Genomic DNA, 21,617 nt, shown 5'->3' with positions numbered 1-21,617 from the left:
GATCAGCGCTTCCTGCGCTTCTCCCGCACCCGCACCGAGATCTGAATCGGCGTGCCCTCGAAGCCGAAGGTCTCGCGCAGCCGGCGCTCGATGAAGCGCCGGTAGGTCGGCTCCAGGAAGCCGGAGGCGAAGAGCACGAAGCGCGGAGGACGCGTGGACGCCTGGGTGCCGAACAGGATCTTGGGCTGCTTCCCGGAGCGCACCGGATGCGGATGCTCCGCGACCAGCTCGCCCAGGAAGGAGTTGAGACGCCCGGTCGAGATCCGCTGATCCCAGCTCGACAGGGCGAGGTTCACTGCAGGCATGAGGCGGTTGGTGTGCCATCCGGTGAGCGCGGACAGGTTGACGCGCGGCGCCCAGGTGAGCTGGACCAGATCGGTGTCCACCGAACGCTCCAGCAGGAACCGCTCGTCCTCACCCACGAGGTCCCACTTGTTGAACACGAGCACCATCGCGCGACCGGCCTCGGTCACCTGGGAGATCACCCTGGTGTCCTGCTCGGTGAGAGGCACGGACGCATCCATGAGCACGAGCGCGATCTCCGCGCGCTCGATCGCGGTCTGCGTGCGCAGGGAGGCGTAGAAGTCGGCGCCCTTCGTCTGGTGCACGCGGCGACGGATACCTGCGGTGTCGACGAGCACGAACGGCTGGCCGTCGATCTCCACGTTCTCGTCCACGGGGTCACGGGTGGTGCCGGCGAGGTCGTGGACGACGACGCGGTTCTCCCCCGCGAGCTTGTTGAGCAGCTGGGACTTGCCCACATTGGGACGGCCGACGAGCGCCATCCGTCGCGGCGCACCCTCCACGACCTCGACCTCGGGCATCTCGGCAGGCAGGGCGGCCATCGCGGCGTCGAGCAGGTCTCCTGTGCCACGGCCGTGAAGCGCGCTGACCGGATACGGCTCCCCCAGGCCCAGGTTCCACAGCGCCGCTGCCTCGAGCTCGCCCTGCGGACCGTCGACCTTGTTCGCCGCGAGCACCACGGGCTTGTCTGCCTTGCGCAGCAGGCGCACCACCTGCTCGTCGGTCGCGGTCGCGCCCACCGTGGCGTCGACCACGAAGATGATCGCGTCCGCCAGATCGATCGCGGCCTCCGCCGCCTGCGCGACCGAGAGGTCGATGCCCGTGACGTTCTTCTCCCAGCCGCCGGTGTCGAGCAGCATGAAGTCTCGCCCGGCCCATTCCGCCGGATAGTTCACACGGTCGCGGGTCACGCCCGGGCGGTCCTCGACCACGGCGAGCCGCTTGCCGATGATGCGGTTCACCAGGGTCGACTTGCCCACGTTGGGGCGTCCGATGATGGCGAGCGTGGGCAGCGCCTCCTCCACCAGAGGCTCAGGCTCCGCGTTCAGCGCGGAGAGATCGTCCTCGCTCAGCTCATACGCGTCAAGTCCAGCGCGGAGCGCTGCCTCGCGGATCTCGTCGAGGCTCTCCTCCGGGTCGGACTGGTGCGGAGCAGGCAGCTCCCTCTCACCGGGCCCGAGCTCATCGAAGTCGGTCATCATGCCTCCTGGGCGTCGTTCGCTGCGCGTAGACCGCGCGGGTCGTCCCTCGGAAGCTCGAGCGACGTCGTCTGCTGGACAGCGGCGAGATGGTCACGCAGCACCTCCGCCACCCGTTCCGCGGCCCAGGCCTGCCGGGCACGGCCCTTGAGCTCCTGGGGGATGTCGAGCGCATGCGCCTCGCCGAAGTCCATAAGCATACGTCGCCCGAGCTTCGGCCACGCATGCACCGACTCACCCGGGAGGCGCGTGCCCAGGATCGCGACCGGCAGAACAGGCGCACCTGACCGCACCGCGAGCCACGCCGCGCCGCCGTGCACGGACTCGGCCTCGCCTCCTCCGCGCGTCCCCTCCGGGAAGACGCCGACCACGTCGCCACGCTTCAGCACGGCCAGCCCCTGAGCCAGCGCCTCGCGACCCGAGCCCTCGACCGTGATCTGCTGGGCGGCGCGAAGGATGCGTCCGAGCACGCCCTCCATCATGTGCCCGCCGATCAGGAAGTACGAGCCTCGCGGGATCACCCCGTGGAGAAGCGGCCCGTCCGCGATCCCGATGTGGTTGGCGACCACGATCACGGCGCCCGAGCGAGGAAGCCTTCCAACGTGCCTCACCTCGGTGCGCCAGACCACCTTCGCCATGAAGCGTCCGACCCACCGGGACCAGCGTGGGCCCCAGCGGCTCGGCACCTTCCGGTCGGTCATGCGTCCCGCTTCGCCAGGGACATGACGGCCTGGACCGCCTGCTCGATGGTGAGGTCCGTGGTGTCGACCGTCACCACGCCGTCAGCCGCCGTGTGGAAGGAGACCACGGTGGAGTCCTGACGGTCGCGACCGAGGACCGCCTCCCGCACCGTCGCCGCATCGGCTCCTTCGCCCGCGCGACGTGCCACCCGCACATCCTCGTCGGCGGTCATGAGCACGCGCACGTCGGCCTCGGGAGCGATGATCGTCGTGATGTCGCGCCCTTCAGCGACCACGCCCCGCCCCTCCGAGTAGCCGCCCTCCTGCTCGCCAGCGATGACAGCACGCTGCCAGTCCCCGAGGATGCGGCGCGCCTCGAGGTTCGTCGCCACCTTCGAGACCTGCAGCGCCACGGTGTCCGACCGGATCAGGCGGGACACGTCCTCGCCCTCCAGCAGGATCGACGGGTTGTCGGGGTTGAGGATCAGCTCCACGTTCATCGTCGCGACCATCGCCGCCACATCGTCCTGGTTCGACAGGTCGACGCCCTCGCGCAGACACCACAACGTGCCCACGCGGTACGTGGCGCCCGTGTCGAAGTACGCGAGCTTGAGGCGTCGAGCGACCTCCCTCGACACCGTCGACTTGCCGGTGCCCGCGGGCCCATCCACAGCGATCACGATTCCGGTCATGAGGCAGCCACCGTCCATCCTGCGCGTTCCAAGGCCTCGACGAGCGGCGGCGCGCTCGCGGGCTCCACAAAGAGAGTCGTGAGACCCACCGGCTGACGCGGCGAGTGCTCGATCGACAGGTCCTCGACGTTCGCACCCACGGAGGCCGCGTCCTGGAGCAGGCGCACCAGCTGGCCAGGCTCATCCGGCACGATGACGGTGACGCCGCGCCACTCACGGGTCTTCCCACCGTGCTTGCCGGGGATCCGCTCCACCTCGAGGTTGCCACGGGCGATGAGGTCCGTGAGCGCCTCACCGATGTCGTCCGCCTCCCGCACATCCTCGAGGTCGCCGATGATGTGGTCGAGCGTCGCGACGAGCGCGGCGTGATTCATGCGAGCGATATCCGCCCACATCGCCGGCGGCGATCCAGCGATGCGAGTCACGTCCCGCAGTCCCTGACCGGCCAGCGCCACGTCGTCGGCGCCGAGCGGACCGAGCGCCGCCGCCGCGGCGGAAGCGACCACCTGGGGAGCGTGGGAGACCCGCGCGACCGCGGCATCGTGCGCGCTCGCATCCATCTCGACCAGGTCGCTCTCGAGCGTACGCGCCACGGAGCGCACGGTCTCCACGACCTCCTCGGCGGCGTCACCCGCGCACACGACCCAGGGCCGCGCGCTGAACAGGTCCGACTGTGCAGCGAGGCCTCCGGACACCTCACGCCCGGCCATGGGATGCGAGCCGACGTATCGCGCCGAGCCGCCCGCGGCGCGCGCCGCCTCCAGCACGGGGGCCTTCACGGACGCGACGTCCGTCACCCACGCACCTGGCCAGCGCTCGAGCGCCTCCGCTACGACCTCTCCGGTGGCGGACGGCCGCACGGCCACGATCACGAGCTCGGGAGCCTCGTGGCCCAGCGGGTCACCGGCGCCGATCCCCCATGCGAGCCGCTCCGCCTCCGCTGCAGCGTCGGCGATCGTGACGTCCCAGCCGGCGGCGCGCAGGCCGAGGCCGATGCTCGCGCCGATGAGTCCGGCACCGATGACGTGGGTGCGAGGTGTCGCCGGCATCGTCTACTGCGCGAGGTCTCGGCGAAGAGCGACAGCGTCGCGCAGGTACACGTGCGAGACGGCGTCACGAGGCACGTCCATCTCAGCGTGCATCATCACCCGGACGATGCGAGGAAGGGCACCAGGAACGGGGATCTCCTGCGCGCACATGAGCGGGACGGCGCCGAAGCCCATCTCTCGCGCGGCGGCCGCCGGGAAGTCGGACACGATGTCAGGGGTCACAGTGAAGATCGCGGAGATGACGTCGTCCGTGGTGAGGCCGTTCTCCTGCATGAGCGCGGAGACCAGCTCACGCGTCCGATCATGGAGATGCTGCTTCTCGTCCACGTCGAGCGAGATGGCACCTCGGATCGCGCGTACGGTCATGCCGTCATCGTATCGGTCGTCGGCGTGGCCGACCGCATCGGCGCAGGCTAGAGGCCCGCCACCTGCATGAGCTCGCCGACCTCCTCGCGGTTCAGCTGGCGTACCTCGCCTGGCGCGAGGGTGCCGAGCCGGACCGGGCCGAACTGGGTACGCACGAGCTCCACGACGGGATGGCCCACCGCGTCCAGCATGCGGCGCACGATCCGGTTGCGGCCCTCGTGGAGCTCCACCTGCACGAGCGAGTGATCGCCGGACACGTCGAGCACCGTGCATGCGGTGACCCTCACGGGTCCGTCGGCAAGGTCGACGCCCTCCTTGAGCGTGGTGCACAGGCTCTTCGCGAAGCGCCCCTCCACCTTCGCCACATAGATCTTCGACACGCCATGCGTCGGGTGCGCCAGACGGTTCGCGAGGTCACCGTCGTTGGTGAGCAGGATGACCCCGGTGGTCTCCGCGTCGAGCCGACCCACGTGGAACAGACGCTCCTTGTACCCGGACACGTACTGGTCGAGCGCAGGACGCGCCTGCGGGTCCTGCATCGTGGAGACGACGCCCAACGGCTTGTTCAGCACCACCGTCACGTGAGCGTCGTCCACGCTGATCCGCTTGCCGTCCACCTCGATCGACACGGCATCAGGATCGACACGCACCCCGAGCTGGTCGACGACCGCGCCGTTGACGCGCACGCGCCCGGCCTCGATCATCTCCTCGCACTTGCGCCGGGACCCGACGCCCGCCGACGCGAGCACCTTCTGCAGCCGGATCCCCTCGGGACGGTGAATCTCGAGCTCGGCCATCATCGGGCCCCCTCTGACTCGGCCCCGTCGATGTCCGCGAGCTCCGGGAGGAACGGCGCGAGCGGGGGCAGCTCGTCCAGCGAGGACATGCCCATGCGCTCGAGGAACTCGGTGGTGGTGCCGTACAGCAGTGCGCCGCTTGTCTCGCCGACCTCGGTCACCAGACCGCGTGCGCTCAACGTCTTCATCACGGAGTCCACGTTAACGCCACGCACCTGGGACACCTGACCACGTGTCACCGGCTGACGGTAGGCGACCACCGCGAGCGTCTCGAGCGCGGCCTGCGACAGCCGCGACGACTGGCCGTCGACCACGAAGCGTCCCACCACGTCCGCGTAGAGCCGCGACGAGTACATGCGCCAGCCGCCGTCCACCTCGCGCAGCTCGAAGCCGCGCGGGGCCTCCGGGTCCGCGTACTCGTCGCGCAGCGCGTGCAGCGTGTCCACCACGTGCGACACAGGCACCTCGAGCGCGGCCGCGAGCTGATCCGCCGGAACGGGCTCCTCGACCACCATCAGGACAGCCTCCAGGGCGCCCCTCACGTGCTGATCCATCAGCGGGATCCTCCCTCGCTCGACCGCTCCGACTCGCGGGCGGCCTCCAAACCGACGCCCATGGCGTCGTCCTCGTCGAACTCTGCCGAGACGTCGACCTCATCGGTCCCGCCCGTCCATCGCACGGTCAGCTCACCCAGGGATCGCGCCTGCTCGAAGGACACCGCGGCCTCCCTGAAGAGCTCGAGCAGTGCCAGGAACCGGGCGACCACCACATGCACGTTGTCCGCGTCCGAGACGAGCGAACGGAACGTCGCCGTACCCGAGTGTTGCAGTCGGGTCGCGATCACGTGTGCCTGATCACGCACGCTCACCGCCGGATTGTGCAGATGGCTCAGCGAGACCGAGGGCACGGCCTTCGGCTCCATCGCCTTGGCGGCGAGCGTCGCAAGCATCTCGGGCGTGATCGTCCACACGAGCTCCGGCAGCAGCATCGCGAAGTGCGGTTCGAGAGCGACGTCTCGAGGAACCCGTCGGGGAGCCTCGAGCATGCCCTCGAAGCGGCCTGCCACCTCCTTGAAGGCGCGGTACTGGAGAAGTCGTGCGAAGAGGAGGTCCCGTGCCTCGAGAAGCTCGAGGTCCTCGAGGTCGTCCACCTCGCCCTGCGGGAGCAGTCGGGCGGTCTTCAGGTCGAGCAGAGTCGCGGCGACCACCAGGAACTCCGAGGCCTGCGAGAGGTCCCATCCGGCCTCGTAGGCACGCACCACCGCAAGGAACTCGTCAGTGACACGCGCGATCGCCACCTCGGTGACGTCGAGCTGGTGCTTCGAGATCAGGGTCAGCAGAAGGTCGAACGGCCCCTCGAAGTTGTCGAGATGGACCTCGAAACCCTTCCGGGAGGCCTGGTCCGGCTGGGGGACGCCGGCAGTCACGGCTACGCGGCTACCCCGCGCGACATCAGCTCGCGCGCGAGCTGACGGTACGACTCCGAGCCTGAGTGCGACGGCGCGAACGTGAGGATCGGCTCGGCGGCGACGGTCGCGTCAGGGAACTTCACGGTGCGCGCGATCATGGTCTCCGTCACGCGATCACCGAAGGCGTCACGGACCCGCTCGACGACCTCCTGCGAGTGCAGAGTGCGCGCGTCGTACATCGTGGGCACGATGCCGTCCATCGTGAGACGCGGGTTCAGCCGGTCCTGCACCTTCTTGATCGTGTCGACGAGCAACGCCACGCCACGCATCGCGAAGTACTCGCAGGCGAGGGGGATCAGCACGCCATGCGCCGCCACCAGGGCGTTCACCGTGAGAAGGCCCAGCGACGGCTGGCAGTCGATCAGGACGACGTCGTAGTCGTCGACCACATCCCTGAGCGCCCGCGCGAGCGCGCTCTCGCGCGCCACCTCGCCCACCAGCTGGACCTCGGCCGCGGACAGGTCGATGTTCGCGGGCAGCAGGTCGAGGTTCTCGTAGGGCGTGCTCATGATCACGTCAGCGGTCTTCACGTCCGAGCGCATCAGCAGGTCGTACACCGTGGTCTTGAGGTCGTTGGAGTTGATGCCCAGACCCGCGGAGGCCGCGCCCTGCGGATCGAAGTCCACGAGCAGCACCCGTCGGCCGTACTCGGCGAGCGCCGCGGCGAGATTGACCGAGGTGGTCGTCTTGCCGACCCCGCCCTTCTGGTTGCAGAGGGCCACGACGCGTGCAGGCCCGTGGCTGGTCAGGGGCTTGGGCTCGGGGTAGTCGGTCACCGCATCAGGTTACCGTTTCGTGACGGTCTGTCAGTCGCGGGCGCGCGGGTGAGCGAGGACGTACGCCTCTCTCAACGAATCGCGTGTGACCAGGGTGTACACCTGCGTCGTGGTCACGGAGGCGTGCCCGAGCAGCTCCTGGACCACGCGCACGTCGGCGCCGCCCGAGAGCAGATGGGTCGCGAACGAGTGACGCAAGGTGTGGGGGCTCACGTCCGGCACCCCTGCACGCTCGGCTGCGGCACGCAGGATCGACCATGCGCTCTGACGCGAGAGCCTGCCCCCGCGAGAGTTGAGGAACAGCGCCGCGTCGCCCTTGCCGTGGGCCGCGAGCCCCGATCGGGCACGGACCAGGTAGGCGTCCAGCGCGTCGACGGCCATGCCACCCACCGGCACCACGCGCTCCTTGCGGCCCTTGCCCCTCAGGAGCACCGCCTCCACGCCCGGCTCGAGCGACACATCGTCCACGTCCAGGCCGACAGCCTCGGAGATGCGGGCGCCCGTGGCGTAGACGAGCTCGAGAAGCGCGCGATCCCGGAGTGGAGCGACCCCCTCCCCCGTCGACGACGCCTCGAGGATGGCCGCCACCTGATCTGTCGCGATCGCCTTGGGGAGACGCTTCGGGACGGCGCGGGGCTTGACCTGGAGCGAGGGGTCGTCGACCGCCCACCCCTCCTGCACGGCGAACCGATGCCAGCCGCGCACCGCCACGACCACGCGCGACGCCGACGACGGTGCGAGCGCCTTGCCTCCATCGGCTCCGGTGCCGAGCGCCTGGGCGAAGTCGGCCACGTCCGATCTGCCCACTGAGGACAGCGAGTCGAGGCCACGCGAGCCGAGGAAGGACTCGTAACGCGCAAGGTCACGGCGGTAGGCCGCGAGCGTGTTGTCGCTCAGACCGCGTTCGACGGCCAGGTGGGCGAGATAGCCCTCACGCTGGCCTGCGAGCACCTCAGCCCCAGACCGTCAGAGCATCCGGGAGGAACGGATCGACCAGCACGGCCGCGAAGACCACGGTCAGGTAGACGATCGACTCCCTGAACAACCGCATCTCGCGCAGCTTCGACTCTCCGCGCTGCGAGCGGCGGTACAGCTGGATGCATCCGTTGAGGAACCAGACTCCGGCGCCTGCGGCGGCCGCGAGATAGACCCACGTCATGCCGCCGACGGGCACCAGCACCAGGCTGGTCACCACCATCGCGACGGCGTACGCGATCATCTCGATCGCCACGCGCCGGGTGGGAGCCACGACCGGGAGCATCGGCACCTCGGCGTGCGCGTAGTCCTTGCGGAACTTCATGGACAGCGGCCAGTAGTGCGGCGGAGTCCAGAAGAACACGATGAGGAACAGCAGGAACGGCTCCCATGCGAGCGAGTCCGTCACAGCGGCCCACCCGATGAGCGCGGGCATGCATCCGGCGATGCCGCCCCACACGATGTTCTGTGCCGTGCGGCGCTTCAGGATCAGCGTGTAGCCGACGACGTAGCCCAGGATCGCGAGCACCGACAGCACCGTCGCGAGCACCGAGCCGATGACCACGAGGAACCACGCCGTGCTGACCACGCCGAGGACCCAAGCGAACACGAGCGCGCCGCGCTCGGAGACCTCGCCCGTCACGAGCGGACGGTTGCGCGTACGCTTCATGAGCGCGTCGATGTCGCGGTCGATGTAGCAGTTGAACGCGTTCGCGCTGCCGGCGGACAGGTATCCGCCGAAGAGGGTCGCCGCGACGAGTCCGAGCGACGGCCAGCCGTCGGCGGCGAGCACCATCGCGGGGAGCGTCGTCACGAGCAGCAGCTCGATGATGCGGGGCTTCGTCAGCGCGACGTACGCCTTGGCCACCCGTGTCGCGAGCAGCCAGCGCGGCACTGCCGGGGCAGGGACATCCGACACGACGGCGGCTGGCTGTGGCATGTGTCCATCCTAAGCCGCACCGGGACCAGGTTGGGACCTCCGTCCTACCTCCCACCGCCTTCCCCGGACTCGGAGGAACACCTGACGCCCGTCCCTTGTTGCCGAGACATCCCATGCCAACGACCGCCCCGGGCGGCTACTAGGCTGTGGACGTCATAGTCGATACATCTGCCACTGGAGTTTCCGTGAGCCTCAACTGGACCGCTGCTGACCACCGCGCCGTCGACACCCTCAGGGTGCTTGCGGCCGACGCCGTCGAGAAGGTGGGTAACGGCCACCCCGGGACCGCGATGTCGCTCGCGCCCGCCGCCTACCTGCTCTTCCAGAACGTCATGCGCCACGACCCCGCTGACTCGTCCTGGCTGGGTCGCGACCGCTTCGTGCTGTCCGCCGGTCACTCCTCGCTGACGCTCTACCTGCAGCTGTTCGCCTCCGGCTACGACCTGTCGCTCGACGACCTGAAGTCGCTCCGCACGGAGGGCTCGAAGACCCCCGGACACCCCGAGTACGGCCACACCGACGGCGTCGAGATCACGACCGGCCCGCTCGGCTCCGGCATCGCCTCGTCCGTCGGCATGGCCATGGCCTCGCGCCGTGAGCGCGGACTGCTCGACCCCGAGGCTGCGCCCGGCACGTCGCCCTTCGACCACCACATCTTCGTGATCGCCTCGGACGGCGACCTCCAGGAGGGCGTGTCGCACGAGGCCTCGTCGCTCGCCGGCACCCAGGAGCTCGGCAACCTCATCGTGATCTGGGACGACAACAAGATCTCGATCGAGCACGAGACCGACGTCGCGTTCACCGAGGACGTCCTCAAGCGCTACGAGGCCTACGGCTGGCACACGCAGCGCGTCGACTGGGTCACGCCCGACGGCTACCACGAGAACCCGGAGGCCCTCTACGAGGCCCTCGAGGCCGCCAAGGCCGAGACCGGCAAGCCGTCGTTCATCGCGCTCAGCACGATCATCGGGTGGCCCGCGCCGACCAAGCAGAACACCGGCGGCGTTCACGGCTCCGCGCTCGGTGGCGACGAGGTCGCCGCGCTCAAGAAGGTGCTCGACTTCGACCCCGAGGCGAGCTTCACCGTCGAACCCGAGATCCTCGCGCACATGCACCAGGTCAAGGACCGTGGCCAGCAGGCGCACTCCGACTGGAACGCCATGTTCGCGCGCTGGGAGGACGAGAACCCTGAGCGCGCAGCACTGCTGGAGCGCCTCCTCACCCGTTCGCTCCCTGAGGGCTGGGAGACCGCGCTTCCCGAGTTCGAGGTGGGCGGCTCGGTCGCCACGCGTTCGGCCTCCGGCAAGGTGCTCACGGCGCTCGCTCCCGTGCTCCCCGAGCTCTGGGGCGGCTCGGCTGACCTCGCGGGCTCCAACAACACCACGATGGGCGGCGAGCCCTCGTTCCTGCCTCCCCACCGTTCCACCAAGTCGTTCCCCGACGGCGACTGGTACGGCCGCACGCTCCACTTCGGCATCCGTGAGTTCGGCATGGGCACGATCCTGAACGGGATCACGCTGCACGGCCTGACCCGTGTGTACGGCGGCACGTTCCTCGTGTTCTCCGACTACATGCGCGCGTCGGTCCGCCTCGCAGCCCTGATGCAGATCCCCACGACGTTCGTCTGGACCCACGACTCCGTCGGCCTGGGCGAGGACGGCCCCACCCACCAGCCGATCGAGCACGTCGCGACGCTGCGCGCGATCCCCGGCCTCGACGTGATCCGCCCGGCGGACGCGAACGAGACCGCATACGCATGGAAGGCCATCCTCGAGACCACTGACCGCCCCTCGGCGATCATCCTCACGCGACAGAACGTGCCGACGCTCGAGGGCACCTCGGCCGAGGGCGTCGACAAGGGCGCCTACGTCATCGCAGGCGGCGACGAGGACGCCGACGTGCTGCTGCTCGCCACCGGCTCCGAGGTCTCGGTCGCTCTCGGCGCCCGCGACCTGCTCGCAGCCGACGGAGTGAAGGCCCGCGTCATCTCGATGCCGTCGCGTGAGCGCTTCGCGCGCCAGGACGCCGCCTACCAGGAGTCCGTCATCCCCGCCGAGGTGAAGGCCCGTGTCTCGGTGGAGGCAGGCTCCCCGCTCGGCTGGCGCGAGCTCGTCGGCGACGCCGGCCGGATCGTGGGCGTCGACCACTTCGGCGAGTCCGCCTCCGGCGGTCTGCTCCTCAAGAAGTACGGCTTCACCGCGGAGAACGTCGCTGCGAAGGCACGTGAATCCCTGGAGTCCATCCGGTGACATCCGCGTTCCTCAGCACCTGGGCGGGCGTCGATCACGAGGCTCATGTCGCGGTCACCGCGAGCGGCGACGCTGCGGAGTCCGTGCAGACCTTGACGCCCGCCCTGGTCGAGGAACGCGTCGCGTCGCGGCTCGGGTCCGGCGACCCCACGCTGTGGGGCGCCGAGGCTGAGGCTGACGCGCGACTGCGGTTGGGCTGGACCGCGCTTCACGAGACCGCCAGGCGTCATCTCGGTGAGCTCGAGGAGCTCTTCGTCGACCTCCGCGGCGAGGGCGTCAACCGGGTGGTGCTGGTGGGCATGGGCGGATCCACGCTCGCACCCACAGTCATCTGCGCCACCTACGGAGTGCCGCTCGTCACGCTCGACTCCACAGAGCCGTCGCAGGTGCGTGCCGCCATCGCCGGCGACCTGGCTGCGACCGTCGTAGTCGTCGCCTCGAAGTCGGGCGGCACCGTCGAGACGCAGGCGATCCACTCCGCCGTCGAGGAGGCGTTCTCCCGCGAGGGGCTCGACTTCCGCCGGCGCATGGTGATCGTCACCGATCCCGGCTCCCCTCTCGAGCGCCAGGCACGTGAGGACGGCTGCCGAGCGCTGTTCCTCGCCGACCCCCACGTCGGAGGACGCTTCAGCGCCCTCAGCGCGTTCGGGCTCGTGCCCGCCGCGCTCGCAGGGGTGCCCGTGCTGGACCTGCTGGACGAGGCGGCCGCGGTGGCCGAATCCTTGGAGGAGGACGATCCGGCGAACCCCGCGCTCGTGCTCGGCGCCGCCCTCGCCGGCCTGCGCCGCACGCTCGTCCTCTCCGACCACGGCTCCGGCATCGTCGGCCTGGACGAGTGGATCGAGCAGCTGGTCGCGGGCTCCACCGGGAAGAACCGCAGGGGCATCGTGCCCGTCGTGGCGGAACCGCATGCGCCCGAGCTCACCCAGCCCGATGTGCTCGACTGCCGCCTGGTGAGCCTGACCGCCATCGACGAGTCCGATGGATCCCACCTCACCGTCAGCGGCACTCTCGGCGGGCAGCTTCTGCTGTGGCAGCACTCCGTGGCGATCGCCTCGCGCGTGCTCGGAGTCAATCCCTTCGATGAGCCGGACATCGACAACGCGAAGAACGCAGCCCGCGAGATCCTCGACTCCGACGTGATGCCCGACGCACCCGATCTTGTGGACCAGGGCGTCGAGCTGCGCGCCACAGACGGGCTGCTCGACGGCATCGGGAGCCTCGAGGACGCCGTGCACGCACTCGAGAACCACCTCACGCCGGACGGCTACCTCGCCATCCTCGCGTTCCTCGACAAGGAGACGAGCCTCGCGCTCCCCGGCGCGCGCCGCACGCTCGCGAGCAGGCTCGCCAGGCCCGTGTCATTCGCCTGGGGTCCGCGATACGTGCACTCGTCCGGGCAGCTGCACAAGGGCGGCCCCGACTCCGGCGTCTACCTGATGCTGTCCTCGACCTACGGGGAGGACCTGGAGATCCCTGGTCTCCCGCACACCTTCGGCCGGCTCATCCGAGCACAGGCCACCGGCGACTTCGAAGCCCTCCAGGCCCTCGGACGACCCGTGCTCCACCTGACACTCACCGACCGTTCCCAGGTCGCCGCTGTGGCGGCCCTACTGGAGGGATGACCCACGTGAATCCTCTGCGAGATCCCCGGGATCGCAGACTCCCCCGCATCGCCGGATCCTGCGGCCTCGTCATGTTCGGCGTGACGGGCGACCTGGCCAGGAAGAAGCTGATGCCCGCCGTCTACGACCTGGCCAACCGCGGCCTCCTCCCGCCAGCGTTCGCACTCACGGGCTTCGCACGCCGCGAGTGGGGACGTGAGGACTTCGCGCAGGTCGTGTACGAATCGGTGCGCGAGCATGCGCGCACCCCGTGGAGCGACGAGACCTGGCGTCAGCTCTCCGAAGGCATCCGCTTCGTGCAGGGCACCTTCGACGACCCGGAGGCGTTCGCAGAGCTTCGCCGCACCGTGGAGGACCTCGACGAACGACGCGGCACCGGCGGCAACCACGCGTTCTACCTCTCCATCCCTCCGTCGGCGTTCCCCCAGGTCGTCACGCAGCTGCGCGACTCAGGTCTGTCCGACCCCAAGGACGGCACCTGGCGACGCGTCGTGATCGAGAAGCCCTTCGGCCACGACCTCGAGTCCGCCGAGCGCCTCGACGAGGTCGTCTCCAGCGTCTTCCCGCCTGACTCGGTGTTCCGCATCGACCACTACCTCGGCAAGGAGACCGTCCAGAACCTGCTGGCGATCCGCTTCGCCAACCAGCTGTTCGAGCCGATCTGGAACTCGCAGTACATCGACCACGTCCAGATCACGATGGCCGAGGACATCGGTATCGGGTCCCGCGCGGGCTACTTCGACGGCATCGGCACCGCCCGCGACGTCATCCAGAACCACCTTCTGCAGCTCTTCGCCCTCACCGCGATGGAGGAGCCCGCCAGCTTCGAGGCGGCTGACCTGCGCGCGGAGAAGGAGAAGGTGCTGCGCCTCACCGAGCTGCCCGAGGACCTCGGGCTCGGCACCGCGCGCGGCCAGTACGCCGCAGGCTGGCGCGGCGGCGAGCAGGTCGGCGGCTTCCTGGAGGAGGACGGAATCTCGGAGGACTCGACCACCGAGACGTACGCCGCCATACGGCTCGACGTGCCCAACAGGCGCTGGAACGGCACCCCGTTCTACCTGCGTGCGGGCAAGCGTCTCGGGCGCCGCGTGACCGAGATCGCGCTCGTGTTCAAGAAGGCGCCGTCGCCGTACTTCCAGCACATCCAGGGGTCCGACGTCGGCACCAACGCCCTTGTCATCAGGGTTCAGCCCGACGAGGGCGTCACCCTGAGGTTCGGCTCGAAGGTGCCGGGATCGCAGATGGAGGTGCGCGACGTCACCATGGACTTCGCGTACGGCAACGCGTTCACCGAGTCCTCGCCTGAGGCGTACGAGCGCCTGATCCTCGACGTGCTGCTGGGCGATCCGCCGCTCTTCCCCCGTCAGGAGGAGGTCGCTCTTTCCTGGCAGATCCTCGACCCGATCACCACCTACTGGTCCTCCCAGGGCCAGCCTGAGCAGTACCGCTCGGGCACCTGGGGTCCGACCAGCGCTGACGAGATGATGGCTCGCGACGGCCGAGCCTGGAGGCGCCCATGATCATCGACATGCCTGCAACCACCACGTCGGCCATCTCCAAGCGGCTCGTCGAGTCGCAGAGGGACGGCGGCGTGATCACCCTCGCCCGCGTGATGACTCTCGTGATCGACGCCAAGGGCGCCGACTTCGAGGCCGCCATCGCCACCGCGAACGTCGCGTCGCGCGAGCACCCCTGCCGTATCATCGTGATCGCCCCGCAGGAGGGCGGCGAGGCCCGTCTCGACGCGGAGATCCGCGTCGGCGGCGATGCCGGGGCGTCCGAGGTCATCGTGCTGCGCCCGTCCGGCGCACAGGTTGGCCACGACGACACGCTGATCACTCCCCTGCTGCTCCCTGACGCGCCGATCGTCGCGTGGTGGCCGGCAGAGGTGCCGCACGAGTGCTCCATCACGGGCCTCGGGAAGATGGCGCAGCGGCGCATCACCGACTCCAAGGGTGACCCCGATCCCGAGTTTGCCCTGCGGTGCCTTGCCCACGACCACCGCAGCGGCGACACCGACCTCGCATGGACCCGCCTCACGCGCTGGCGTGCGCTGCTCGCGTCCGCGCTCGAGCAGATCACCGACCCGGTCGTGACCCGGGCGCGGATCCATGGTGACATGAACAGCCCGTCGATCCTCCTGCTCGGCGCGTGGCTGAAGCGCGCGCTGGGATGCGAGATCGAGGCGACGTACGACGCCTCGGTGTCGGCGCTCCAGCACATCGTGCTCGAGACGCCGTCGGGTGAGATAAGCATCTCCCGCCCCGACGGCCACCACGCGACGCTGTCCCAGCCGGGGCAGCCCGACCACGTCATCGCGCTGCCCGCGCGCACGCTCGACGAGTGCCTCGCCGAGGAGCTTCGCAGGCTCGACGACGACCCCGTCTACGGCGAGACGCTCGCCACCTTCGAAGGAGCCTCATGAACCGCAGAGTCCTCGTGCTGCCCGATCGTGACGCGGTGGCCCGCACCGCTGCCGCACGCCTGCTCGTCACGATCCAGGACACCCTCTCCACGCAGGACGAGGCGCACATCATCGTCACCGGCGGGACCGTGGGCATCCAGTCGCTCGCGGAGGTCGCCGCCTCCCCGCTGTCCGCGGACGTCGACTGGACGTCGGTACACATCTGGTGGGGCGACGAGCGCTTCGTCCCCACGGGCGACCCGGACCGCAATGAGGGCCAGGCCCAGGAGGCGATGCTGGGGTCGCTCCCCCTGCCCGAGGAGAACATCCACCGGATGGGGTCCGCGAGCGACTTCTCCACCGCCGAGGACGCCGCGGAGGCCTACCGCGCCGAGATGGAGGCCGCGGGAGACCCCTCCTGGGACGTGCTGATGCTGGGCCTCGGTCCCGACGGTCATGTGGCCTCGCTCTTCCCCGGTCACGTGAGCTACACCGAGGGCGGACCCGAGGCCTACGCGGTGCACGACTCCCCGAAGCCGCCGCCCACGCGCGTCACGCTCTCGCGCGAGACGATCCAGCGTGCCAAGCGCGTGTGGGTCGTCGCGTCGGGAGCCGAGAAGGCGCAGTCCGTGGCCGCGTGCGTGCACGGAGACGAGTCGCTTCCGGGAGCAGTCGCTCGCGGAACGGATGAGACTCTCTGGATGGTGGACGCCGCGGCGGCGACAGGAATCTGACGCCGGGAACGGACCCCACCCATGCAGAGGAGCCCCCGCCATATGGCGGGGGCTCCTGTCACATCAGAGGCCGAGCGTCAGTGCTTCTTGCCCATCAGCAGGTCGCGGCCCTCGGGCTGCACACCCTCGACCGGGCCGATCTTCTCCCGGACGTCAGCCACGATCGCGTCGATGTCGAACTCTGCGGGCTTGGCGTAGATCTCCTCGCCGTCGGCTGTGAAGCTGAAGACTCCCTTGCGGCCGGTCTTCAGCGTCACTCCCTCAAGCGCGTTGCCGAACTCCTCAAGGAGGCGGGTCTGGGCCTCGGTCGCCCGCGGGAGGTATCCGCAGGGCACGCAGTACTCGATCGTGATCTGCATCAGTCGACGACCGCGACCTCGGCGTCGCCGCGGCGCTCACGCAGTCCGGAGAGCGCCTCCTGGAGCAGGGCTGCGCCCTCCTCGTCGGAGCGGCGCTCCTTCACGTAGGCAAGGTGAGTCTTGTACGGCTCGTTGCGCAGAGGCTCCGGCGGGTTCTCCGGGTCGAGACCGCCCGGCAGGCCGCATCGAGGGCAGTCCCACTCCAGCGGGATCTCCGGGTCCTCGAAGTCCTCACCGAGCGCGAAGCTCGGGGAGGTCACGTGTCCGTTCGCGCAGTAGTAGCTCACCGCACGGCGGGGAGCGGACTCACCACGCTCGTTCTCTCCCATGGGTCCCGCGCCGACGCGCGAGCCACGGATTGCGTTTCCACCAGCCATCGAGTGTCTACCCCCTCAGGTACGGATGATCACAGCGCGATGCGCTGGATGAGACCAAGAAGCACGATCACCAGCAGCCATACGGCGCCAGCGCCCCACGTGATGCGGGAAAGGTTGCGTTCACCGACGGAGGACGACTGGATGCCGGACGCGATGCCTCCACCGAACATGTCGGTGATGCCGCCTCCACGGCCGCGGTGCATGAGCACCAGACCGATGATGACGATGCTCAGCAGGACGAGCAGCACCCAGAGGATGCTTTCCAGAATTGCCACGGTACTCCCAGGACGTCGGTTTTCGGGACAAGTTTACGCGACGACGGCGCGGCCCGGGACAACCCCGGGCCGCGCCGTGTTCAGGTCAGAGTCCGACCTGGTGCTCCTTGAAGCGCGCAATCTTGGAGAACTCCTCCGGGTCGAGGCTCGCGCCGCCGACGAGACCGCCGTCGACGTCGGTCTCGGCCATGAGCTGCGCGATCGACGAGGACTTCACCGAACCGCCGTAGAGCACGCGGACGCCGTCCGCGAGCTCAGCATCGTAGAGCTCCGCGAGGCGACCGCGGATGGCGGCGCAGACCTCCTGCGCGTCCGCCGGCGTCGCGACCTCACCGGTGCCGATGGCCCACACGGGCTCGTACGCGATGACGACGTCCTTGGCCTGCTCGGCCGGGAGGTCCTTCAGCGCGCCGTCCACCTGCGCGAGCGTGTACTCGACGTGACGACCCTCCTTGCGGATGTCCAGGCCCTCGCCGACGCAGACGATCGGCACGATGCCGTGCGCGAACGCCGCCTTGGTCTTGGCCGCGACGATCTCGTCGGTCTCACCGTGGTACTGACGGCGCTCCGAGTGGCCGACAGCCGCGTAGCTCACGCCGAGCTTCGCGAGCTGCGCGCCCGACACCTCACCGGTGTAGGCACCGGACTCGTGCTGCGAGATGTCCTGCGAGCCGTACTTGATCTCGAGCTGGTCGGCGTCCACCAGCGTCTGCACGGAGCGCAGCGAGGTGAACGACGGGAGCACGGCGACCTCGACGGCCGAGTAGTCGTGCTTGGCATCGCGCAGCAGCCACGCGAGCTTCTGCACGGTGTGGGTGCCCTCGAGGTGGTCGAGGTTCAGCTTCCAGTTGCCTGCGATCAGCGGGGTACGTGCCATGTGTCAGCCCTCCAGGACGGCCAGGCCCGGGAGCACCTTGCCCTCGAGCAGCTCGAGCGACGCGCCGCCACCCGTAGAGATGTGTCCGAAGCCGGCCTCGTCGAAGCCGAGGCGGCGGACAGCGGCGGCCGAGTCGCCACCGCCGACGACCGAGAAGCCGTCGGAGTCGATCATCGCCTGCGCGACGGCCTTGGTGCCGCCGGCGAAGTTCTCGAACTCGAACACGCCCATGGGGCCGTTCCAGACGATGGTCTTCGCGTCGGCGAGCTTCGAGGCGAACAGCGCACCCGAGTCGGGGCCGATGTCGAGGCCCATCGACTCGGCCGGGATCGCGTCTGCAGCGACGACCTCGAACGCGGCGTCGGCGGCGAAGGCCTCGGCTGCGACGATGTCGGTCGGCAGGACGATCTCGACGCCGTTCTCCTCGGCGGTCTTCAGGTAGCCCTTGACGGTGTCGAGCTGGTCCTCCTCGAGGAGCGACTTGCCGACGCCGTAGCCCTTGGCGGCGAGGAAGGTGAACACCATTCCTCCACCGATCAGCAGGCGGTCGGCTTTGGTGAGAAGGTTGGCGATCACGCCGAGCTTGTCGGAGACCTTGGAGCCACCGAGGACGACGGCGTAGGGGCGCGCCGGGTCGGTGACAGCCTTGCCGAGCGACTCGACCTCCTTCTGCACGAGCAGGCCACCGGCGGCGGGCAGGATCTGCGCGACGTCGTAGACGGACGCCTGCTTGCGGTGGACGACGCCGAAGCCGTCCGAGACGAACACGTCGGCGAGCTCGGCGAGCTCGCCGGCGAGCGCCTGGCGCTCCTCGTCGACCTTGGAGGTCTCGCGTGCGTCGAAGCGGACGTTCTCGAGCATCAGCACCTGGCCGGGCTCAAGAGCGGCGGCCTTGGCCTTGGCGTCGTCACCGACGAGGTCGGCGGCGAGCGTCACAGGCTTGCCGAGGAGCTCGGCCAGGCGAGCGGCCGCCGGCGCGAGCGAGAAGGCGGGGTCCGGCGCGCCCTTCGGGCGGCCGAGGTGTGCCATCACGATGACCGAGGCGCCCGCACCGAGAAGCTTCTCGATGGTGGGCACGGACGCGCGCACGCGTCCGTCGTCGGTGATGGTGGTGCCGTCGAGCGGCACGTTGAGGTCGGCGCGGAGCAGCACCTTCTTGCCGGTGAGGTCGCCGAGGGAGTCGATGGTCTTCATCTCAATCCTTGGATTCGCGTAGGTGTGATGGTCGTGACATGACGACGCCCGCGAACGCCGGAGCGTGCGCGGGCGTCGCCGTGAGTCACTTCAGGCAGTCAGCCGTTAGAGGCGCTCGCCGACGTAGGTGGTCAGCTTGACCAGCGAGGTCGAGTAGCCCCACTCGTTGTCGTACCAGGAGACGATCTTCACCATGTTGCCCTGAACCTTGGTCAGCTTGGCGTCGAAGATCGACTGGTGCGGGTCGCCCACGATGTCCGAGGAGACGATGTCGTCCTCGACGTAGGACAGCGTGCCCGCCATGGCGCCCTCAGCGGCAGCCTTGACCGCGGCGTTGACCTCTTCGATCGTGGTCTCCTTGGAGGCCTCGAAGGTGAGGTCGGTGGCCGAACCGGTGATGGTCGGCACGCGCATGGCGAAGCCGTCCAGCTTGCCCTTGAGCTCGGGGAGCACGAGGGCGACGGCCTTGGCGGCACCGGTCGAGGTCGGCACGATGTTCTGCGCGGCCGCACGGGCGCGGCGCAGGTCCTTGTGGGGGCCGTCCTGGAGGTTCTGGTCGCCGGTGTAGGCGTGAACCGTGGTCATCAGACCCTTCTCGATGCCGAGGGCGTCGTTGAGGGCCTTCGCGACCGGAGCGAGGCAGTTGGTGGTGCACGACGCGTTCGAGATGACGTGGTGCGAGGCCGGGTCGTAGTCCGTGTGGTTCACGTTCACGACGAAGGTGGCGTCCTCGTTCTTCGCGGGAGCGGAGATGATGACCTTCTTCGCACCGGCGGCGATGTGCGCCTTGGCCTTCTCGGCGTCCGTGAAGAAGCCGGTCGACTCGATCACGATGTCGGCACCGAGCTCGGCCCACGGAAGGTTGGCGGGGTCGCGCTCCGCGAGGGCCTTGATCGCCTTGCCGTCGACGTAGATCGCGTCGTCGTCGTAGGTGACCTCCTTGGGGAACTTGCCGAGCACGGTGTCGTACTTCAGCAGGTGCGCGAGGGTCTTGTTGTCGGTGAGGTCGTTGACCCCGACAATCTCGAAATCGGCGCCCTCGGCCAGAGCGGCCCGGAAGAAGTTGCGTCCGATACGGCCGAAGCCGTTGATACCGACCTTGATGGTCACAGTTTCTCTCCTCGGCTCGCGCCGAGACTCGGCGCGGTAGGTAGCAGATTGCCGCACGTCCTAGTGCGAGATGACACCGCGCGACGGCGGGTCACTGGTCCCACCCTACTACCAACCGGAGAAGCGTTCCGCGCGACGAAGGTCCCGACGCATTGCAGGGACGTTGACGTCTCAGTCGGCGTCCACGAGGTCCGGTCCGATGCCCGCCTCGGTGTCCGGGATGCCCAGATCCTCGGCCTTCTTGTCCGCCGTTGCGAGCAGCCGTCGGATGCGTCCCGCGACCGCGTCCTTGGTCAGCGGCGGGTCGGCGAGTCGCCCCAGCTCCTCAAGCGAGGCGTCCCGGTGCGCAAGCCGCAGCTCACCCGCCTCACGGAGGTGCTCGGGGACCTCGTCAGCGAGGATCTCGAACGCCCTCGCGACACGCGCGGATGCGGCCACCGCCGCCTGCGCCGATCGGCGCAGGTTCGCGTCGTCGAAGTTGGCGAGGCGGTTCGCGGTCCCCCGCACCTCACGGCGCGTCCGCTTCTCCTCCCACTCGAGCATCGCGTCGTGTGCGCCGAGGCGCGCCAGCATCTGCGCGATGGCCTCGCCATCACGGATCACGACGCGGTCCACGCCGCGCACCTCTCGCGACTTCGCCGTCACACCGAGGCGGCGTGCGGCTCCTACGAGAGCCAAGGCGGCCTCAGGTCCAGGAGCCGTCACCTCGAGCGCTGCGGAGCGTCCGGGCTCTGTCAGCGAGCCGTGCGCGATGAACGCGCCACGCCATGCCGCCACCGTGTCCTCGACCGAGCCGCCGACGACGTGCGGCGGAAGGCCACGCACGGGACGGCCCCGATGGTCCAGCAGCCCGGTCTGACGCGCGAGGGACTCCCCGTCCTTCACCACGCGGACCACATAGCGGTTGCCCTTGCGCAGCGCGCCACCGGAGACGACGATGATCTCCGAGCCGAGGTTGTGCACCTCCTGGATGAAGGTACGGAGACGACGCGCGCCGATCGCGGTGTCGAGCTCCGCCTCGATGACGATGCGGCCGGACACGATGTGCAGTCCTCCCGCGAATCGCAGCATCGTCGCGATCTCCGCCTTGCGAGCCGACACCTTGTCGACCTGCACGCGCGCGAGTTCGTCCTTCACCTTCGCCGTCAGAGCCATGGGGACAATCGTG

General features: G+C 69.2%; 23 protein-coding genes. 5 read left to right on the top strand and 18 right to left on the bottom strand.

Translation table 11 applies throughout. The features are described 5' to 3' along the window. Positions 1-2 precede the first annotated feature (2 nt). From der to QQX04_RS09275, 11 genes are read right to left on the bottom strand one after another with little or no spacing between them, the layout of a single operon-like run. Positions 3-1,502 (bottom strand): ribosome biogenesis GTPase Der, encoded by a 1,500-nt coding sequence (gene der / locus QQX04_RS09325; RefSeq protein WP_301128467.1) that lies wholly within the window; start codon positions 1,500-1,502, stop codon positions 3-5. Continuing rightward, on the bottom strand, positions 1,502-2,203 hold the full coding sequence (locus QQX04_RS09320; RefSeq protein WP_301128466.1) for a lysophospholipid acyltransferase family protein: 702 nt from the start codon (positions 2,201-2,203) through the stop codon (positions 1,502-1,504). Before QQX04_RS09320 ends, der begins: the two co-directional genes overlap by 1 nt. Continuing rightward, positions 2,200-2,874, bottom strand: a complete 675-nt coding sequence (cmk, locus tag QQX04_RS09315) for a (d)CMP kinase (RefSeq protein WP_301128465.1) — start codon at positions 2,872-2,874, stop codon at positions 2,200-2,202. The genes QQX04_RS09320 and cmk overlap by 4 nt, the downstream gene beginning before the upstream one ends. After that, on the bottom strand, positions 2,871-3,923 hold the full coding sequence (locus tag QQX04_RS09310) for a prephenate dehydrogenase (RefSeq protein WP_301128463.1): 1,053 nt from the start codon (positions 3,921-3,923) through the stop codon (positions 2,871-2,873). The genes cmk and QQX04_RS09310 overlap by 4 nt, the downstream gene beginning before the upstream one ends. A gap of 3 nt (positions 3,924-3,926) precedes the next feature. Then, a complete protein-coding gene (gene aroH, locus QQX04_RS09305; protein WP_301128462.1) occupies positions 3,927-4,289 on the bottom strand; it encodes a chorismate mutase in 363 nt (120 codons plus the stop codon). A gap of 47 nt (positions 4,290-4,336) precedes the next feature. Further along, positions 4,337-5,089, bottom strand: coding sequence for a pseudouridine synthase (locus tag QQX04_RS09300; RefSeq protein ID WP_301128460.1), 753 nt, complete (start codon positions 5,087-5,089; stop codon positions 4,337-4,339). After that, positions 5,086-5,640, bottom strand: a complete 555-nt coding sequence (gene scpB / locus QQX04_RS09295; protein ID WP_301128458.1) for an SMC-Scp complex subunit ScpB — start codon at positions 5,638-5,640, stop codon at positions 5,086-5,088. The genes QQX04_RS09300 and scpB overlap by 4 nt, the downstream gene beginning before the upstream one ends. Further along, on the bottom strand, positions 5,640-6,512 hold the full coding sequence (locus tag QQX04_RS09290; protein WP_301128456.1) for a segregation and condensation protein A: 873 nt from the start codon (positions 6,510-6,512) through the stop codon (positions 5,640-5,642). Before QQX04_RS09290 ends, scpB begins: the two co-directional genes overlap by 1 nt. Before the next feature lie 2 nt (positions 6,513-6,514). Beyond that, positions 6,515-7,330 (bottom strand): ParA family protein, encoded by an 816-nt coding sequence (locus QQX04_RS09285; protein WP_301128455.1) that lies wholly within the window; start codon positions 7,328-7,330, stop codon positions 6,515-6,517. A 30-nt stretch (positions 7,331-7,360) separates the two neighbouring features. Then, positions 7,361-8,281, bottom strand: coding sequence for a site-specific tyrosine recombinase XerD (locus QQX04_RS09280; RefSeq protein WP_301128453.1), 921 nt, complete (start codon positions 8,279-8,281; stop codon positions 7,361-7,363). Between the two features lies 1 nt (position 8,282). Continuing rightward, positions 8,283-9,245 carry a heme o synthase gene (locus QQX04_RS09275; protein ID WP_301128451.1) on the bottom strand — a complete coding sequence of 321 codons (963 nt, stop codon included), beginning with the start codon at positions 9,243-9,245 and terminating at the stop codon, positions 8,283-8,285. Between the two features lie 185 nt (positions 9,246-9,430). Between QQX04_RS09275 and tkt the strand changes: the two genes are divergently transcribed. Genes tkt through pgl form a run of 5 tightly spaced genes read left to right on the top strand, consistent with a single transcriptional unit; the run spans position 9,431 to position 16,257 of the window. After that, positions 9,431-11,494 carry a transketolase gene (gene tkt, locus QQX04_RS09270; protein WP_301128449.1) on the top strand — a complete coding sequence of 688 codons (2,064 nt, stop codon included), beginning with the start codon at positions 9,431-9,433 and terminating at the stop codon, positions 11,492-11,494. After that, positions 11,491-13,119 carry a phosphoglucose isomerase-related protein gene (locus QQX04_RS09265; protein ID WP_301128447.1) on the top strand — a complete coding sequence of 543 codons (1,629 nt, stop codon included), beginning with the start codon at positions 11,491-11,493 and terminating at the stop codon, positions 13,117-13,119. The genes tkt and QQX04_RS09265 overlap by 4 nt, the downstream gene beginning before the upstream one ends. Beyond that, positions 13,116-14,639, top strand: a complete 1,524-nt coding sequence (gene zwf / locus QQX04_RS09260) for a glucose-6-phosphate dehydrogenase (RefSeq protein WP_436968473.1) — start codon at positions 13,116-13,118, stop codon at positions 14,637-14,639. The genes QQX04_RS09265 and zwf overlap by 4 nt, the downstream gene beginning before the upstream one ends. Continuing rightward, positions 14,636-15,544, top strand: coding sequence for a glucose-6-phosphate dehydrogenase assembly protein OpcA (locus tag QQX04_RS09255; RefSeq protein WP_301128443.1), 909 nt, complete (start codon positions 14,636-14,638; stop codon positions 15,542-15,544). Before zwf ends, QQX04_RS09255 begins: the two co-directional genes overlap by 4 nt. Next, a complete protein-coding gene (gene pgl / locus QQX04_RS09250; RefSeq protein WP_301128441.1) occupies positions 15,541-16,257 on the top strand; it encodes a 6-phosphogluconolactonase in 717 nt (238 codons plus the stop codon). Before QQX04_RS09255 ends, pgl begins: the two co-directional genes overlap by 4 nt. 77 nt (positions 16,258-16,334) lie before the next feature. Here pgl and QQX04_RS09245 read toward each other — a convergent pair whose 3' ends face one another. The 7 genes from QQX04_RS09245 to whiA form a co-directional block, all read right to left on the bottom strand. Beyond that, positions 16,335-16,616 carry a SelT/SelW/SelH family protein gene (locus QQX04_RS09245; RefSeq protein ID WP_301128440.1) on the bottom strand — a complete coding sequence of 94 codons (282 nt, stop codon included), beginning with the start codon at positions 16,614-16,616 and terminating at the stop codon, positions 16,335-16,337. Next, entirely contained in the window at positions 16,616-16,993 is a 378-nt protein-coding gene (locus tag QQX04_RS09240; RefSeq protein ID WP_301128438.1) for an RNA polymerase-binding protein RbpA, read from the bottom strand. The genes QQX04_RS09245 and QQX04_RS09240 overlap by 1 nt, the downstream gene beginning before the upstream one ends. Positions 16,994-17,022: 29 nt before the next feature. Further along, the gene (gene secG / locus QQX04_RS09235) at positions 17,023-17,268 is read right to left on the bottom strand and encodes a preprotein translocase subunit SecG (RefSeq protein WP_301128437.1); all 246 of its coding nucleotides are present in this window, start codon (positions 17,266-17,268) and stop codon (positions 17,023-17,025) included. A gap of 85 nt (positions 17,269-17,353) precedes the next feature. After that, positions 17,354-18,145 carry a triose-phosphate isomerase gene (gene tpiA, locus QQX04_RS09230; protein WP_301128435.1) on the bottom strand — a complete coding sequence of 264 codons (792 nt, stop codon included), beginning with the start codon at positions 18,143-18,145 and terminating at the stop codon, positions 17,354-17,356. 3 nt (positions 18,146-18,148) lie between these two features. Next, positions 18,149-19,339, bottom strand: a complete 1,191-nt coding sequence (locus tag QQX04_RS09225; protein ID WP_301128433.1) for a phosphoglycerate kinase — start codon at positions 19,337-19,339, stop codon at positions 18,149-18,151. 105 nt (positions 19,340-19,444) lie between these two features. Then, complete coding sequence (gene gap / locus QQX04_RS09220; protein WP_301128431.1) at positions 19,445-20,449, bottom strand: type I glyceraldehyde-3-phosphate dehydrogenase; 1,005 nt, start codon at positions 20,447-20,449, stop codon at positions 19,445-19,447. A gap of 171 nt (positions 20,450-20,620) precedes the next feature. Continuing rightward, positions 20,621-21,604: a DNA-binding protein WhiA gene (gene whiA / locus QQX04_RS09215; protein WP_301128429.1), complete on the bottom strand. Its 984-nt coding sequence runs from the start codon at positions 21,602-21,604 to the stop codon at positions 20,621-20,623. Between the last annotated feature and the right edge of the window lie 13 nt (positions 21,605-21,617).

Source organism: Demequina zhanjiangensis, assembly GCF_030418315.1.
Lineage (GTDB): Bacteria > Actinomycetota > Actinomycetes > Actinomycetales > Demequinaceae > Demequina > Demequina zhanjiangensis.
This window is presented reverse-complemented; position numbering and strand designations above follow the sequence as displayed.

What these genes read in the sequence shown, in the direction of transcription:
- der (WP_301128467.1), bottom strand. Translation starts at nt 1,502, where the DNA reads ATGACCGACTTCGATGAGCTCGGGCCCGGTGAGAGGGAGCTGCCTGCT.
- QQX04_RS09320 (WP_301128466.1), bottom strand. Translation starts at nt 2,203, where the DNA reads ATGACCGACCGGAAGGTGCCGAGCCGCTGGGGCCCACGCTGGTCCCGG.
- cmk (WP_301128465.1), bottom strand. Translation starts at nt 2,874, where the DNA reads ATGACCGGAATCGTGATCGCTGTGGATGGGCCCGCGGGCACCGGCAAG.
- QQX04_RS09310 (WP_301128463.1), bottom strand. Translation starts at nt 3,923, where the DNA reads ATGCCGGCGACACCTCGCACCCACGTCATCGGTGCCGGACTCATCGGC.
- aroH (WP_301128462.1), bottom strand. Translation starts at nt 4,289, where the DNA reads ATGACCGTACGCGCGATCCGAGGTGCCATCTCGCTCGACGTGGACGAG.
- QQX04_RS09300 (WP_301128460.1), bottom strand. Translation starts at nt 5,089, where the DNA reads ATGATGGCCGAGCTCGAGATTCACCGTCCCGAGGGGATCCGGCTGCAG.
- scpB (WP_301128458.1), bottom strand. Translation starts at nt 5,640, where the DNA reads ATGGATCAGCACGTGAGGGGCGCCCTGGAGGCTGTCCTGATGGTGGTC.
- QQX04_RS09275 (WP_301128451.1), bottom strand. Translation starts at nt 9,245, where the DNA reads ATGCCACAGCCAGCCGCCGTCGTGTCGGATGTCCCTGCCCCGGCAGTG.
- zwf (WP_436968473.1), top strand. Translation starts at nt 13,116, where the DNA reads ATGACCCACGTGAATCCTCTGCGAGATCCCCGGGATCGCAGACTCCCC.
- QQX04_RS09255 (WP_301128443.1), top strand. Translation starts at nt 14,636, where the DNA reads ATGATCATCGACATGCCTGCAACCACCACGTCGGCCATCTCCAAGCGG.
- pgl (WP_301128441.1), top strand. Translation starts at nt 15,541, where the DNA reads ATGAACCGCAGAGTCCTCGTGCTGCCCGATCGTGACGCGGTGGCCCGC.
- QQX04_RS09245 (WP_301128440.1), bottom strand. Translation starts at nt 16,616, where the DNA reads ATGCAGATCACGATCGAGTACTGCGTGCCCTGCGGATACCTCCCGCGG.
- QQX04_RS09240 (WP_301128438.1), bottom strand. Translation starts at nt 16,993, where the DNA reads ATGGCTGGTGGAAACGCAATCCGTGGCTCGCGCGTCGGCGCGGGACCC.
- tpiA (WP_301128435.1), bottom strand. Translation starts at nt 18,145, where the DNA reads ATGGCACGTACCCCGCTGATCGCAGGCAACTGGAAGCTGAACCTCGAC.
- QQX04_RS09225 (WP_301128433.1), bottom strand. Translation starts at nt 19,339, where the DNA reads ATGAAGACCATCGACTCCCTCGGCGACCTCACCGGCAAGAAGGTGCTG.
- whiA (WP_301128429.1), bottom strand. Translation starts at nt 21,604, where the DNA reads ATGGCTCTGACGGCGAAGGTGAAGGACGAACTCGCGCGCGTGCAGGTC.